At 68.7% G+C, this 14350-nt stretch carries 12 protein-coding genes; 2 read left to right on the plus strand and 10 right to left on the minus strand.

The window, feature by feature from the left end; genetic code table 11:
- Nucleotides 1-25 precede the first annotated feature (25 nt).
- From C5E05_RS05585 to acnA, 5 genes are read right to left on the minus strand one after another with little or no spacing between them, the layout of a single operon-like run.
- Nucleotides 26-1588 (minus strand): tripartite tricarboxylate transporter permease, encoded by a 1563-nt coding sequence (locus C5E05_RS05585; RefSeq protein ID WP_104242375.1) that lies wholly within the window; start codon nucleotides 1586-1588, stop codon nucleotides 26-28.
- Between the two features lies 1 nt (nucleotide 1589).
- The gene (locus C5E05_RS05590; protein ID WP_104307106.1) at nucleotides 1590-2168 is read right to left on the minus strand and encodes a tripartite tricarboxylate transporter TctB family protein; all 579 of its coding nucleotides are present in this window, start codon (nucleotides 2166-2168) and stop codon (nucleotides 1590-1592) included.
- The gene (locus C5E05_RS05595; protein WP_104341353.1) at nucleotides 2165-3169 is read right to left on the minus strand and encodes a tripartite tricarboxylate transporter substrate binding protein; all 1005 of its coding nucleotides are present in this window, start codon (nucleotides 3167-3169) and stop codon (nucleotides 2165-2167) included. The genes C5E05_RS05590 and C5E05_RS05595 overlap by 4 nt, the downstream gene beginning before the upstream one ends.
- A gap of 41 nt (nucleotides 3170-3210) precedes the next feature.
- Nucleotides 3211-3702, minus strand: coding sequence for a ribonuclease E activity regulator RraA (rraA, locus tag C5E05_RS05600; RefSeq protein WP_104341354.1), 492 nt, complete (start codon nucleotides 3700-3702; stop codon nucleotides 3211-3213).
- Between the two features lie 2 nt (nucleotides 3703-3704).
- Entirely contained in the window at nucleotides 3705-6383 is a 2679-nt protein-coding gene (acnA, locus tag C5E05_RS05605) for an aconitate hydratase AcnA (protein ID WP_104242383.1), read from the minus strand.
- Between the two features lie 78 nt (nucleotides 6384-6461).
- Here acnA and C5E05_RS05610 point away from each other — a divergent pair, with 78 nt between their 5' ends.
- Both C5E05_RS05610 and C5E05_RS05615 read left to right on the plus strand, forming a co-directional pair.
- Nucleotides 6462-7172, plus strand: a complete 711-nt coding sequence (locus tag C5E05_RS05610; RefSeq protein ID WP_104307109.1) for a GntR family transcriptional regulator — start codon at nucleotides 6462-6464, stop codon at nucleotides 7170-7172.
- 23 nt (nucleotides 7173-7195) lie between these two features.
- A complete protein-coding gene (locus C5E05_RS05615) occupies nucleotides 7196-8365 on the plus strand; it encodes an MFS transporter (RefSeq protein ID WP_104242387.1) in 1170 nt (389 codons plus the stop codon).
- A gap of 171 nt (nucleotides 8366-8536) precedes the next feature.
- On the opposite strand, the gene C5E05_RS05620 is transcribed toward C5E05_RS05615, so the two are convergent.
- The 5 genes from C5E05_RS05620 to C5E05_RS05640 form a co-directional block, all read right to left on the minus strand.
- Nucleotides 8537-9727 (minus strand): ABC transporter ATP-binding protein, encoded by a 1191-nt coding sequence (locus tag C5E05_RS05620; RefSeq protein ID WP_258064774.1) that lies wholly within the window; start codon nucleotides 9725-9727, stop codon nucleotides 8537-8539.
- Entirely contained in the window at nucleotides 9705-11474 is a 1770-nt protein-coding gene (locus C5E05_RS05625; protein ID WP_104242389.1) for an iron ABC transporter permease, read from the minus strand. The genes C5E05_RS05620 and C5E05_RS05625 overlap by 23 nt, the downstream gene beginning before the upstream one ends.
- Before the next feature lie 15 nt (nucleotides 11475-11489).
- Nucleotides 11490-12539, minus strand: coding sequence for an ABC transporter substrate-binding protein (locus C5E05_RS05630; RefSeq protein WP_104242391.1), 1050 nt, complete (start codon nucleotides 12537-12539; stop codon nucleotides 11490-11492).
- A 166-nt stretch (nucleotides 12540-12705) separates the two neighbouring features.
- Entirely contained in the window at nucleotides 12706-13404 is a 699-nt protein-coding gene (locus C5E05_RS05635) for a response regulator transcription factor (RefSeq protein WP_104242393.1), read from the minus strand.
- The gene (locus tag C5E05_RS05640) at nucleotides 13401-14261 is read right to left on the minus strand and encodes a sensor histidine kinase KdpD (RefSeq protein ID WP_181059393.1); all 861 of its coding nucleotides are present in this window, start codon (nucleotides 14259-14261) and stop codon (nucleotides 13401-13403) included. The genes C5E05_RS05635 and C5E05_RS05640 overlap by 4 nt, the downstream gene beginning before the upstream one ends.
- Nucleotides 14262-14350: the final 89 nt, after the last annotated feature.

Consider the following 14350-nt stretch of genomic DNA (forward strand, 5'->3'; position numbering starts at 1 on the left):
CGGCGGCGCCCCGGGCCGACGAGACCTAGTCGCGGCGCTTCTTGCCCGACACCTCGAAGTTCGTCTCGCGCGTGGTCTGGAACTCGACGTTCTTCGGTCGGTACGAGCGCACCCGTCCGACGATGGTGAAAGCGACGACCCCGGCCAGCACGACGTAGAGCGCCACGGCGATCGGGCTCGCGAAGAACACCGAGTAGTCACCGCCCGAGCTCAGCAGGGCGTCACGGACGTTGGTCTCCATGAGGGGCCCGAGCACCATGCCGATCATGAGCGGAGCGAGCGGGATCCCGAAACGGCGCATGGCGAACCCGAGCAGGGCGAGGAGCAGCAGCATCCACAGGTCGAAGATCGAGGCGGACGTCGCGAAGATGCCCATCGCGCAGAACACGGCGATGCCCGGGTAGAGGTACTGCTTCGGGATGTCTGCGAGCTTCGCCCAGAGCGGGGCGAGCGGCAGGTTGAGCAGCAGCAGCACGACCATGGCGATGAAGAAGCTCGCGAGCAGGCCCCAGACGAGGTCGGGCGCACGCTCGAAGAGCAGCGGCCCAGGCTGGATGCCGTACTGCTGGAAGGCGGCGAGCATGATCGCGGCAGTCGAGGACACCGGGAGCCCGAGAGCGAGCAGCGATGCCATGGCGGTGCCCGTCGTCGCGTTGCCCGCCGCTTCCGGCGCGGCGAGACCGCGGATGGCGCCCTTGCCGAACTCCGGATCCTTGCGGCGCCCGTCGATCTTCTTCTCCAGGCTGTACGCCATGAACGTCGGCACCTCAGAGCCGCCGACGGGGATGACACCGAAGGGCAGGCCGATGCCCGTGCCTCGGATCCACGCGGGGAGTGCGTTGAAGAACTCGACGCGAGACAGGCGAGGCGTGCGGCTCGACATCATCGAGACGCTCGCCGGCTCGCGGCGGGCCCGGGACGCCACACGGAAGACCTCGCCGAGCGCGAGCACGGCGACGGTCACCGTGACCAGCGAGATGCCGTCGAACAGCTCGGGCACGCCAGCTGTGAAGCGCTCCGTGCCCGTCACCGAGTCGATGCCGATGACCGAGATGCCGAGGCCAAGCGTGAGGCTCGCGAGTCCGGCCACCACCGAGTCGGCGACGATCGACGAGGTCGCGATAAAGGCGAAGAGCGCAAGCGCCACGTACTCGGCGGGCCCGAAGTTCGACGAGAGCTCCGCGAGCGCCGGCGCGAGGAAGACGACCGCGATGGAGGACACGAACCCGCCGATGAACGCGCCGATGGCCGCCGTCGCGAGTGCCTGCGGCGCGCGTCCGGCCTTCGCCATCGCATGCCCCTCGAAAGTCGAGGCGATCGCCGACGACGAGCCCGGCGTGTTCATGAGGATGGCCATCGTCGAGTCGCCGAAGAGGCCGCCGAAGTAGACGCCGGCGAACAGGATGAACGCCCCGGTCGGGTCGAGTGCGAACGTCATCGGCAGCAGCAGCGCGACTGCCATCGACGAGCCGAGACCGGGAAGCACGCCGACAGCGGTGCCGAGAAGGCAGCCGATGAACACCCACATGAGGTTGATCGGGGTCAGTGCCCCTTCGAAGCCGCCGAGAAGGCTGTTGATGATGTCCATGTCAGATCCCTCCGCCGAAGATCGCTCCGGCTGGCAGGTTCACCGAGAGGAGCCCGGCGAACAGCAGGTACAGCACTGATGAGAAGGTGAGCGAGACGAGGATGTCCCGCACGGGGCTGGGCGACGCGAACGCACGCGCCATGGTCCAGAACAGCAGGCCGGCCGCGAGGATCCAGCCGAGCGGCTGGAGCAACAAGATGAAGGCGACGAACCCGCCGACCGCCCACGCGACGCGAGACCAGTCGCTGTACCAGCGCGGACCGCCCTGGCCGAGCACGCTGATCTCGGCCGTGCGCAGATCGCTGTGCACGTCCTCCGGCAGCTGCGGCTTGCGGATGATGCCGATGGCCAGCAGCACCGCGAACAGGTAGAGGAGCGCGATGATCACACCGGGGAAGAACCCTGGTCCGGGGGGATCCGTGTCCGGGGCGACGTCCATCGTGACCTGGCCGTAGAGCAGGTAGCTCGCGAAGGCCACCAGGATGGCGGGGAAGATGAGCCCGGATCGTCCGGTCCACCAGCTCGGCTGGGCTTCCCCGGTGTCGAAGTCGTCGAGATGCGTCTCGGTGTGTGCGGTCACAGTCCCAGCTCCTCAAGTAGTGCCTCGGTGCGGGCCATGTCCTCGACGAGGAACGCGTCGAGCTCCGGTCCCGTCAGCCAGGAGTCCTCCCAGCTCAGACGAGTCAGCACTTCCTGCCACTCGTCGCTCTCCCGGAGCTCGCTGAAGATCTCGAGCTGCTGCTGGAAGGCCTCGTCGCTCACCCCGGGGGCTGCGAGGAGTCCGCGCCAGTTGGCGACCTCGACGTCGTAGCCCTGCGACATGATCGTCGGGATGTCGACGCCTTCCAGCTCTTCAGCCCCGCTCACCGCGAGGGCGCGGACTTTGCCAGCTTCGATCTGGTCGGAGACGTCGTTGTAGCCGGTCGCGACCGCATCCACCGTGCCGTTCAGGAGCGCCTGGATCGCCTCGCCGCCGCCCGACTTCGGGATGTAGGTCAGCTCGGCTGGCGGGATGCCTGCGGCCTGCGCGAGCTCGGCGATGAGCAGGTGGTCGATGGTGCCTGCGGAGCCGCCCGACCATGGGATGGACTTCGGGTCGGCGGCCCACGCATCCACGAGCTCCTGGAGGGTCGTGTGCGGGGAGTCGGCTGGCACGATGATGACGTCGTAGTCCTCCGCGAACTTCGCGACGGGTCGCACGTCGTCGAAGCCGACCGGTGAGTCGTTGAGCGCGATTCCGCCGGTCATGCCCGACCCGGTCACGAGGAGGGTGTCGCTGCGACCCGTCATGGTCGTGAAGGTGCCGAGTCCGATGGTTCCGGCGGCGCCCGGGATGTTGACGACCTGCACGTTGCCGACGAGGCCCGTCGCGCGCAGCGCCTGCTGCTGCTCGCGGGCGAACCCGTCCCAGCCGCCGCCGGGGCCAGCGGGAGCGATGAGCGTGAGGTTCGCGCTCACGTCCTCGGCCGCCGATGAGCGGCTGATGGAAAGCGCCGTCGCCGAGGCGACGATCGCCACTGCGCAGACTCCGACGACGACGTTCACGACGCGTCGGAGCGTTGATCTGGGTGTCTTTGACATGAAACTCCGTTGTTTCCTGTGAGGGAGGTGGCGTGGGCGGTTCAGCCCGTTGGGGTGGCGAGGACGACGACGCCGTCCTCGTCGGCGGCGAGGAACTCGCCCGGACGGAAGACGACCGAGCCGAACTCGACAGCGACATCGCGCTCACCGAGGCCGTCCTTCGTCGACCGCCGCGGGTTGGTGCCGATCGCCTTGACGCCGATGGGCAGCGCGGCGAGCTCCTCGGCGTCTCGGACGACGCCGTTGACGACGAGCCCCGCCCAGCCGTTGGCCGCGGCCCTCGCGACCATGTTCCCGCCGGCCATGGCCGCGTGCAGCGAGCCGCCGGCGTCGACGACCAGGACGCGGCCGTCGCCAGGCTCCTCGACGATGGCCTTGAGCTGGAGATTGTCGACGGGAGAGCGGAAGGTCGCGATGCGCCCGGAGAATCGGAGGAACCCGCCGAGGTCGCGGAGCTGGAGGTCGCACGACTGGATGCTGTCCTCGTACTGGTCGACGAGATCGGTTGTGCTCACGTGGGTGCTGCCTGCCATCTTCATTCGCCTTTCTCGGAGGTTGTCGGCTTCTGCTGGTGTCTCGCAGCGGCGCGGTCGAGCGCGTACGGCAGCACGCCGCCCGAACGGAGGTAGCGCTGCTCGAGCGAGGTGTCGACGCGTGCGCGCACGACGAACGAAGTGGTGCTGCCGGTCTCGGGATGCACCGCGACCACCTCGAGGCGGTCGGGCACGTCGGTGTCGGCCGCGAGGCCGCGGATGCTGAAGCTCTCGGTGCCGTCGAGCCCGAGCGTGTCGGCGTTCGCCCCGTCCTCGAACTGCAGCGGGAGCACGCCCATGCCGACCAGGTTGGAGCGGTGGATGCGCTCGAAGGACTGCGCGATCACGGCCCGGACTCCCAGCAGGCGGGTGACCTTCGCGGCCCAGTCCCGGGACGACCCGGTTCCGTACTCACGCCCTGCGAGCACGATGAGCGGTACCCCCGCGTCGGCCGCGGCGTCTGCGACGGCGTGGATCTCGCGGATGGGCGCCATCACCGCGGGCTCCCCCGCGAGGAAGTCGCGGGTGCTCCCGCCGTTGCCCGCTGGCACCAGGCGGTTGACGAGGCGGGTGTTCGTGAACCCGCCGAGCTTCATGACCCGCCAGTTGCCGCGCCGCGAGGCGTAGCTGCTCAGGTCGCGGGCACCGACCCCGAGCTCGGTCAGGTGCCTGCCCGCCGCGCTGGCGGCCGGGATGCGGCCGGCGGGGCAGATGTGGTCGGTCGTCACCGAGTCCTCGAGGAACATGAGCACTCTCGCGCCCTCGACGTCGGCACTGCCTGCCGCGGCGTCGAGCTCGAGGAAGGGCGGCCGCTGCAGGTAGGTCGAGGCCGCCTCCCAGGCGAAGCCGTCGCCGCCGGGAGCATCCAGCCCCTGCCAGTTCTCGTCGCCGTCGAAGATGGTCGAGTAGGCGTCGGTGTACATCTCGGGGTCGATGGAACTCGAGACGGCCTGCTGGATCTCCTGGTCGCTCGGCCAGATGTCGGCGAGGTGGACCGGGGCACCCGCCGCGTCGTGCCCGACTGGGTCGCGGGTCAGGTCGACGTGCATCGTGCCGGCGAGCGCATAGGCGACGACGAGCGGGGGCGAGGTCAGGAAGTTCATGCCGACGTCGTTGTTGATGCGGCCGTCGAAGTTGCGGTTGCCCGACAGCACGGAGGCGACGACGATGCCATCCTGCTCGATGCCGGCGAGCACCTCGGGGAGGAGGTCGCCCGAGTTGCCGATGCAGGTCATGCACCCGAACCCGACGAGCCCGAAGCCGAGCTCCTCGAGCGGCGACATGAGCCCGGCCTTCGCGAGGTAGTCGGTGACGACTCGAGACCCGGGGGCGAGGCTCGTCTTCACCCACGACTTGGACCGCAGGCCGCGCGCCCTGGCGTTTCGCGCGAGCAGCCCGGCCGCCATCATGACCGCGGGGTTCGACGTGTTGGTGCAGGAGGTGATGGACGCGATCGCGACGGCGCCATCGGGAACGGCACGCTCCCCCTCGCCGGAGGCGAGCGGCGCGACCTGGTGCGCCTCCGCGAGGGCTCGCGCGCTCGCGGCGGGCGCATCCGCCAGTTCGATGCGGTCCTGTGGCCGCCGCGGGCCGGCCAGGCTCGGCGTGATGCCGTCGAGGTCGACGACGACCCGACGGTCGTACTCGGCCGGGTTGCCTGGGTCGCTCCAGAGCCCCTGGGCTCGCGCGTAGGTCTCCACGAGGCTCGCCTGCTGCTCGCTTCGCCCCGTCATGAGCAGGAACTCGATCGTCGCCTCGTCGATCGGGAAGATCGCGGATGTCGAGCCGAACTCGGGGCTCATGTTGGCGATCGTGCATCGTGTCGCGAGCGAGACCTCGGCGACTCCTGGACCGTGGAACTCGACGATGTTGCCGACGACACCGAGGGCCCGCATCCGCTCGGTGAGTGTCAGCACCAGGTCCGTCGCCGTCACGCCTGGTCGGAGGCGTCCGATGAGCTCGACACCCACGACGGGCGGAATCAGCATCGTGACGGGTTCGCCGAGCATGGCGGCCTCCGCCTCGATGCCGCCCACGCCCCATGCCAGGACGGAGAGGCCGTTGACCATCGTGGTGTGCGAGTCGGTGCCGGCGACGGTGTCGGGGAACGCGCAGCCGTCGCGCACCGTCACGACGTCGGCGAGGTACTCGACGTTGACCTGGTGCATGATCCCGGCACCGGGCGGCACGACCTCAAGCCCGGAGAACGCTTCACGCCCCCACTTGATGAACCGGTACCGCTCGGCGTTGCGCTCGTACTCGCGGCGGACGTTGAGGGCGGGGGCGTCCGGCCTCGCGAAGAAGTCCGTGACCACCGAGTGGTCGACGGTGAGCTGAGCGGGAACTTCAGTATCGAGGAGCGCTGGATCGATGCCGCGTGCAGCGAAGGCATCGCGCATGGCCGCGAGATCGGTGAGCACGGGCACGCCGTTCGTGTCGTGCAGGAAGACGCGAGCGGGATGGAACGCGATGTCGTGTGTGCCAGCACCCCCGGAGACGAGCGCGTCGATGTCTCTCCGGGTGACGACCTCACCGTCGTGATGTCTCAACAGGTTCTCGAGGATGATGCGGTGCGCGAACGGCAGCCGTTCCGCCCCGGGGACGGCTCCGATGGGCCAGATCTCGAGGTCGCCGTAGGCGGTGGCGAGAACCCTCGTCGTCGCTCCGGTGTCCGTCAGCATGCTTCCTCCGTCTCCTACTGCTCTGTAGGTTATAGGCTCGATGCTACACGATGCCGGGACGCTTGCTACGATCAGTGCATGCCAGCCCCTGCCTCCCCAGCGCGGCCGCTCTTCAGAAGCAAGAGCGAGCTCGCCTACGAGGAACTCCGCCGCCGCATCCTGACCGGCATCTACGCACCAGGTGACGTCATCGGCCAGACGAAGCTCGCCGCAGAGCTCGGCCTGAGCACCACACCACTTCGAGAAGCACTCAAGCGCCTCTCGACCGAGGGGCTCGTCGACCTCGGCGCGCACCGGGACGCTCGAGTCATCCCGCTCTCCCAGGCGGAGGCCCAGAACCTCTACGAGGTCCGCGCCGCCGCCGACCCCCTCGCCTGCGCCCTGGCGGCCGAACGTCGCGACGACTCCGACCTCACCCGCATCGAGGCAGCGCTCGGCGAGCTGGAGCCGCTCACCGGCGTTGCCTCCGCAGAAGCGCTCGACGCCCATCGTCGCTTCCACCGCTCGATCTACCGGGCAGCAGCGAACCCCACGCTCCTCGGCATCCTCGATGGACTCTGGGACAAGACCGACCTCTACCGCCAACGGGCCCTTCGAGCTTGGACTCCCACACCTGAGGACCGCGCCAGGGTGCACCGCCAGCACAGCGCACTCCGAGATGCGATCGTGGCGGGCGACGCCGAGCGAGCCCGCGAGCTCTCCCACGCCCACATCACGCACAGCCTCGCGCGCCGCGCGATCGGTGCCCTCGAGACGAGCACAGCGCCACGCAGCGGAACCGCGGAGTGACCCACCTGGCGGGGCTCGGCTGAATGGCCGGCGCGAACGGTTCGAAGTGGCCGTGGATCATCATCCACGCCGTGCTCATCCAGGTCCTGACGTACGCAGTCCGGCCCGGGCTCTCGTTCGCGGTCCTCGAAGCGGGCGGGCAGGAAGCGGTCATCGGCCTGCTCGCGACCTCGTTCGCGCTCCCGGCGCTCTTCCTCGCCCTCCCCGCAGGCAGGCTCACCGACGGACGCGGCGAGCGAACCATCGCACTGCTGGGCAGTGTCCTCCTGATCGCCGCGATCGGCATCGCCCTTGTCTCCGTGCAGAGTGTCAGCGGGCTCATGATCGCGGCGCTCGTGCTCGGCGTCGGCCACCTGCTGAGCATCATCAGCGAGCAGACCGCAGTCGCGAATCGCTCGAAGAGCGGCTCAAGAGAGTCGGCGTTCGGCCTCTACACGCTCTCCGCGTCCATCGGCCAGACCCTCGGCCCGCTGCTCCTCGCCGTCCCGAGCCCCTCTGGTCCTGGCCCGAACCTCCCCCTCGTCTTCGGGTCGGCGATGGTGGCGGCCGTCCTGCTCGGCATCGCCAGCGTCTTCCTGGGGAGCAGCTCACGCGGAGAGACGACGTCCAAGCGGCCGGGATCGCTCGACTCGAGCCGACGCATCCTGCAGGAGCCCGGTGCCTTCCGCGCCGTCGTCGCGGGTGGCATCGCCATCGCATCCGTCGATGTGACGCTCGCCTTCTGGCCTGCGCTGAGCACGCAGCCAGGCGTCTCGGCCGCCCTCGTGAGTCTCATGCTGACGAGCCGCGCGCTCGCCACGCTTGCATCGCGAGCGGCCCTCCCCGCACTCAGCCGACGGCTGTCGCGACGGTTGCTCCTCCTCATCTCGCTGGGGGTCGCCGCCGTCACGCTCGCGCTCACCGGGCTCCCTATCGGTCCCGTCTGGCTCGTGATCTCGGCCGTGCTGTACGGCTTCGCCATCGGCGTCACCCAGCCCATCACGATGGCCTGGCTCACGGATGTCGCGCCGGTCGACCAGCGCGGCCTCGCTCTCTCACTCCGGCTCGTCGGCAACAGGCTCGCACAGTCCGTCATTCCCGCCGGGGCCGGGCTCCTCACTCCGATCACAGGAGGCGGCGGTGTGCTCGTCGCTATCGGCGGCTCCCTCGCTGCCGCAGCCGCCGTCGCCTACTCGCAACGGAAGCGAGAATAGGCGCCTCGAGACGCTGGCAGGCTCGTGCTTCGAGGATTCCGGATGTCGCTGGCAGTCCGATCACGAGGGCCATCGGCCTAGGCCGACGGCGTCGGAGTTCTTCCCCGCCGCACGATTCGGGCCACCGCCTTCGAGAAGGAAGTGACCCGGGACCGCACACCGCTCAGGCGCCTAGTGAGCCGCCGTGTCGTCGCCTTCGTCGCCCGTCTTGGGCAGCAGCCATCCGCGTTCCGGGGCGATGCCAACGCGAACGCAGTCCATGGGGCGCAGGATGTCCTCGACGGATGGGTCCGAGACCTGCGCCACGATCGTCCCGGTGTCGGTCTCGATCTCGTACTCGACGCTGTCGCCGTGGAAGATGGTCGTGAGGACCCGTCCGACGTCCCCGTGGACCTCCGCGGCCTCCACTCGACCGGAGAGTCGCACCGACTCCGGCCTGATCATGAGGAGCACCTCCGTGTCGATCGTGACGCCGTCCTGGCAGTCCGTCTCGAACTCCCGGCCGAGCGCCACGACCCGGGCCCGCCCATTCGCCGGCTCGGCGAGGAGGGTGGCGTCGAGGAACGTCGCGCGGCCGATGAAGTCGGCGACGAACACCGACTCCGGGCGCCGGTACACGGTGTCCGGGACATCGACCTGCTCGATCCGGCCGCGGTTCATGACGACGATGCGGTCGGAGAGCGTCATCGCCTCGTCCTGGTCGTGGGTGACGAAGATGCTCGTGATGCCGAGTCGACGCTGCAGGCGGCGGATCTCGTTGCGCATCAGGACGCGCAGCTTCGCGTCGAGGTTCGAGAGGGGCTCGTCGAAGAGCAGCACCTTCGGTCGCATGACCAGCGCACGGGCGAGGGCGACGCGCTGCTGCTGACCTCCGGACAGCTGGTGGGGCGCCCGGTCGGCGAAGTTCATGAGGTTCATGATCGTCAGGACCGTGTCGACCTCCTCGCGCATCCGCGCCGCCGGCATTTTCTTGAGCTTCAACCCGTACGAGACGTTCTCGCGCACCGACAGGTGCGGGAAGAGCGCGTATGACTGAAAGACCATCGACATGGGCCGCTGGTTCGGGGCGACGCGGATCATGTCGGCCCCGTCGAGTTCGAGCTCCCCCGAGGTCGGCTCCTCGAACCCGGCGATCATCCGCAGCGTCGAGGTCTTGCCGCAGCCGGAGGGGCCGAGGAGGGTGATGAACTCGCCAGGTTCGATCTCGAGATCGACGGAGTCGACGGCCAGCGGGTCGTCGGCCTTGCCTCCGTATCGCTTCGTCAGCTTGCGGAGGGTGATGCGGCCGAGTGCGGCCTCAGGGTCGATGCCGACAGCCTCGGCGAGGCCATCGACGGAGTCAACGACGGTGTGTGCGACCACGGAAGATCACCTTTCGGACGAGGAAGTTGATGATGAGGATGAGCGTCAGCACGATGAGGATGAGCACCGTGCAGTACGCGAACGCGTTCCCGAAGCGCCCCGAGTCGACCTCGGCGAGGATCTGCGAGGTCATGATCTTGATGCCTGGGGTGGTGAGGAACACGATGGGCGACAGCGTCGTCATGGACCTGGCGAACGCGAAGGTCAGGCCGGTGAGGAGGGCCGACTGGATGAGCGGCAGCGTCACCTTGCGGAACGTCGTCCCCGACCCGGCGCCGAGCGACGTGGAGGCTTCCTCGATGGCGGGATGGATCTGGTTGAGCGCCGCGATGCCCGAGCGCTGGCCGGATGGCAGCGAGCGGGTGATGTAGACCATCACGATCGCGATGCCGCCGGAGAACGCCGCGCTTCCACCGGCGAGGGCCGGCAGGATCTGCACGCCGAAGATCGTGGTCGGCGTGATGTAGCTGAGCGCGTAGCCGATGCCGAGGACGGTGCCGGGTACGGCCAGCCCCAGCATGCCGACGAAGTCGAGCAGCCCGGAGGTGCGACGCAGCTTCCGAACGACGAGCCAGGCGATGAGCATCCCGAGCACGCCGGCGATCGGGGCCGCGATGAGGGCCAGGGTGGCCGTGTCGATCATGGCCTTCGAGCCGATGCCCGTGAGGACGAAGGTGAAGTGGTCGAGCGTGAACTCGTTGTTGACCCCTGGCACCTTCATGAAGCCACCGGTCAGGACGGTCACGTAGATCGTGACGATGAGCGCGCTGATCGAGCCGACGAGCAGGAGGATGGGCACCCTGATGCTCGGTGCGGTGATCTGCTCGGATCGTCCCGTCGGCTTGCCCGTCACGGTCACGACGCTGCGCTTCGAGACCCAGTAGCGCTGCACGAGGAACACGAGGAGGGCGGGCACGAGGATTGTGAGCGAGTAGGCAGCGCCCGCGCTCGTGTTGTAGTCGCCGGTGACGGCGAGGTAGGCCCGGCTCGCGAGGACCGTGTAGTCGCCACCGAGGACCAGCGGGTTCGCGAGGTCGGCGATGGACTCCACGAACAGCAGGAGGAAGGACCCGGCGAAGCCGGGGACGAGCATGGGGATGGTGACGGAGAAGAACACCTTGAGCTTGCTCGCCCCGAGGCCAGCTGCGGCCTCGTCGAGGCTCGGGTCGAGCGACTCGAGCATGCCCTTGAAGTTCATGTAGGCGACGGGGAAGAAGGACAGGGCGAGGACGAGCACCAGGCCGGAGAGCCCGTAGATGTCGCCCTTGATGCCGAAGATGCCGTTGCTGATGGCGCCGTTGCGGCCGAAGAGCGTGATGACGGCGGTGGCGACCGCGAACGGGGGCGCCACGATCGGGACCATCGCGAGCAGGTGCAGCGCTCGTTTGCCGCGGAACGCGATGCGGACCTGGGCGAAGGCGAACAGGAAGCCGATGATGGTGCCCAGGACCCCGACGATGAGCCCGAGGACCAGTGTGTTGAGCACGATCCGATGATTGACGGGGTCGGTCACGATGCTCGCGAGCACCGCGAGCCCATCCGGGGCGAACGCTGCGGAGAGGAGGCTCATCACCGGGTAGCCGATGAGGAGCAGGAGGATGACGGCGACGGCCGTGCCGAGGATCACGACGCTGCGGTCGGCGCGGGCTCGTGACCGCGGCGCCGAGCGCGAACCGCGTCCTCGTACGGGGGCGGGGGCCGCTGGCGGCGTGGCGCCGCCAGCGACTGCTTCGAGTGTTGAGGTCATTGTTCGTCCGCGCTTCTACTCCTTGGGAGCAGGCGCCACCTCCGAGTCGAACCGTCCGGTGAGCTCGTTGCGCGCCTGCCCCGCGGCGTCGATGTCGGCGTGCACGAGCTTCACGGTGTCGAAGTCGACCATGTCCTCCGTGACGACCGCGTCCGGGTTCGTCGGCACGCTGTAGCTGCCGACGGTCGCGGCGAGATCCTGCGCCTCTGCCGTGAGGGTCCAGTCGATGAACGCCTTGGCGCCCTCTGGGTTCTTCGCGTTCTTGATGAGCGAGACGGCCCCGACCTCGTAGCCGGTTCCCTCGGAGGGGAAGGTCGTCTCGAGGTTCGTGAAGCCCTCGTTCACGAACTTCTGGCAGTCCTGGGCGAAGATCACGCCGGTGGCGACCTCACCGCGGCCTGCCATCTGGCCCGGCGCGCTGCCGCTCTTCGAGTACTGGAGGATGTTCGAGTGCAGCTTGCCGAAGAAGCCGATGGCCGCATCCTGGTCGCCGTCGTTGAGCTCGACCTCGGTCCAGAGCGCCTGGTACGCCGTGCCGGAGGTGCCGGGGTGCGCCATGGCGATGTTCCCCTTGAACTTCGGGTCGAGCAGGTCCGCCCAGGAGGTCGGCGCCTCGGCACCGATCTCCTCGAGCACGTCGGTGTTCGAGCAGAAGCTCAGCGCGCCGACGTAGACACCGGTCCAGCGCCCATCCGCGTCCTTGTACTCCGACGGGATCTGCTCGGCGTTCGGTGAGGTGTACGGCTCGAGGAAGCCGGACTCGTCGGCCGCGAGATGCCCCTCGGCGCCGCCGCCGAACCAGGCGTCGAACTCCGGGGTGTCTCCTGTCGCGCTGAGGCGTGCGACGGCCTCGCCGCCGCTCAGCCGCACGTAGTTCGCCGGGATGCCGGAGGCCGCCGTGAACTCGGCGGCGATGACCTGGCACCAGTCCTCCTGCGGGGTGCAGATGAACGTGACCGGTTCGCTCGAGGCGCCCGCCTCGGTGCCCGCACCCGCCGAGCAGCCGGCGAGGAGAGCGGTGGCGGCTGTTGCCGCGACCGCGAAGGGAAGCAGTGTGCGTTGCATGCGGGAGAACTCCTTTGTCCTGGTCTTCGAACTGCCGAGCATCAGCGAGCTGTGCGCGACGTTGCCAACGCTACGAGCGGGATGCGGGCGCGCCCGTGACAGCTCGGTGATGCTCGGTGACAGCTCTGTCACCGAGTTGGGCGGGAACCCTGGTGACGGACGAGGCTCAGGTGCGGTCGGCGCGGAGCAGGTAGCCGGTGCCCCGCACGCTCTCGATCGCCGCCGCGCTTCCCGTGACGGCCGCCTCGAGCTTGTGCCGCATCCGATAGACCGCGGCCTTGATCATCTCCCGGTCCCCGTGGCGGTCGTACTCGCCCCAGCACATGAGGAGGAGCTGCGAGAAGTCGAGCGGTGAGTTCGGATGCGCCATGAGGGCGGCGAGGAGCTTGTACTCGGTGTTGGTGAGCGAGACCCGCTCCGCGGCGACGATGACATCGTGGCTCGCGGGGTCGAGCTCGAGGCGGACCCCCGAGGTCACGACGGCACGCGACGACTCCGGCCGCCGCACGAGCCGCTGCGCCCTGAGTGCCAGCTCGCGCGGGTGGAACGGCTTCGCGACGTAGTCGTCGGCCTCCGCCTCCAGCCCCGCGATCCGGTCGGAGACCTCGCCCTTCGCGGTCACGAGGATCACCGGCAGGTCCCAGCGGGACTTGATGCGCTGGCACAGCGAGATGCCCGAGATGCCCGGCAGCATGATGTCGAGCACCACGAGGTCCGGGCGTGAGCGTTCGAGGGCCGTCCACGCGGTCTCTGCCGAGCGGAACGACTCCGTCGTGAACCCCTGCGTCTCCAGCGCGAACGTGACGATGTCGAGCATCGCCGGTTCGTCGTCGACGACGAACGCGAGACTGTGGGGCGCCGTCATCGTCGACGCCTCGCGACGGCTGGGTCGGCAAGCGGCAGCGTGAACATCATCGTCGTCCCTTTTCCCGAGATCGTGTCGACGTGGATGCGGCCACCCTGCAGCTCCACGAACTGCTGCGAGATGAAGAGCCCGATGCCGGTGCCGTTGCCGAGCGGGCGGCCGCTCGAGAACCGGCTGAACAGGCGTTCCCGCTGCGTCTCCGTCATCCCCGTCCCTCCGTCGCTGACCGAGATCATGACCTCGTCGTCCCCAGGAACGATACGCACTTCCACGCGACCGCCCGCCGACTCGCTCCTCGCCGCGTTGTTCACGAGGTTCGTGATGACCTGCCTCGTGAGCTGCGGGTCGACGAATGCGCTGACCGGGGCGCCAGGGGCATCCAGCACGACCGTGACATCGGAGATCTCCGACAGCTCCTCGACGACGCCCCTGAACAGCACTCTGAGATCGACCCGAGAGCGCTCGATCGACACGAGGCCGGCCTCGAGGCGGGCCCTCGTGAGCAGTTGCTCCGAGAAGTTGTGCATCCGAACGGCGTTGTCGACGATGCGATGCACGAACACGGCCTGCTTCTCCGTGAGCGGGCCAGCCTTCTCCTCCGCGAGGAGCTCCCCGGCCCCCTGGATGACTGCGAGCGGCGTGCGGAGCTCGTGGCTCAGCACCGATGCCTGGTCAGCCCGCCTCGTGCTGAGCTCGGTGACCTCCTCGAGCCGCGCACGGTCGCGCGCATGCTCGCGCAGCACCAGCCAGATCGAGGCCCATGCGGCCGCGAGCGCGACGAGCGCTGCGAGCCCAGTCGCCCAGTCGGACCGCATGGCGGCGAACACTGCCGCGAGGATCCCCGCGAGAACCGACACGAGGAGCACACTCGCTGCCCACCTCGACATCATCATCATCCGGATAAACCTAGACGATCAGGCGAGAGGGACACGTCGATCCTGTCTCA

The sequence above is a fragment of the Pseudoclavibacter sp. AY1H1 genome, assembly GCF_002931055.1.
In the GTDB taxonomy this organism is placed as follows: Bacteria; Actinomycetota; Actinomycetes; order Actinomycetales; family Microbacteriaceae; genus Pseudoclavibacter.

Excerpts from the sequence above, each read along its gene's own strand:
- C5E05_RS05585 (WP_104242375.1), bottom strand. The coding sequence starts at position 1,588 with ATGGACATCATCAACAGCCTTCTCGGCGGCTTCGAAGGGGCACTGACC.
- C5E05_RS05595 (WP_104341353.1), bottom strand. The coding sequence starts at position 3,169 with ATGTCAAAGACACCCAGATCAACGCTCCGACGCGTCGTGAACGTCGTC.
- rraA (WP_104341354.1), bottom strand. The coding sequence starts at position 3,702 with ATGGCAGGCAGCACCCACGTGAGCACAACCGATCTCGTCGACCAGTAC.
- acnA (WP_104242383.1), bottom strand. The coding sequence starts at position 6,383 with ATGCTGACGGACACCGGAGCGACGACGAGGGTTCTCGCCACCGCCTAC.
- C5E05_RS05610 (WP_104307109.1), top strand. The coding sequence starts at position 6,462 with ATGCCAGCCCCTGCCTCCCCAGCGCGGCCGCTCTTCAGAAGCAAGAGC.
- C5E05_RS05615 (WP_104242387.1), top strand. The coding sequence starts at position 7,196 with ATGGCCGGCGCGAACGGTTCGAAGTGGCCGTGGATCATCATCCACGCC.
- C5E05_RS05625 (WP_104242389.1), bottom strand. The coding sequence starts at position 11,474 with ATGACCTCAACACTCGAAGCAGTCGCTGGCGGCGCCACGCCGCCAGCG.
- C5E05_RS05630 (WP_104242391.1), bottom strand. The coding sequence starts at position 12,539 with ATGCAACGCACACTGCTTCCCTTCGCGGTCGCGGCAACAGCCGCCACC.
- C5E05_RS05635 (WP_104242393.1), bottom strand. The coding sequence starts at position 13,404 with ATGACGGCGCCCCACAGTCTCGCGTTCGTCGTCGACGACGAACCGGCG.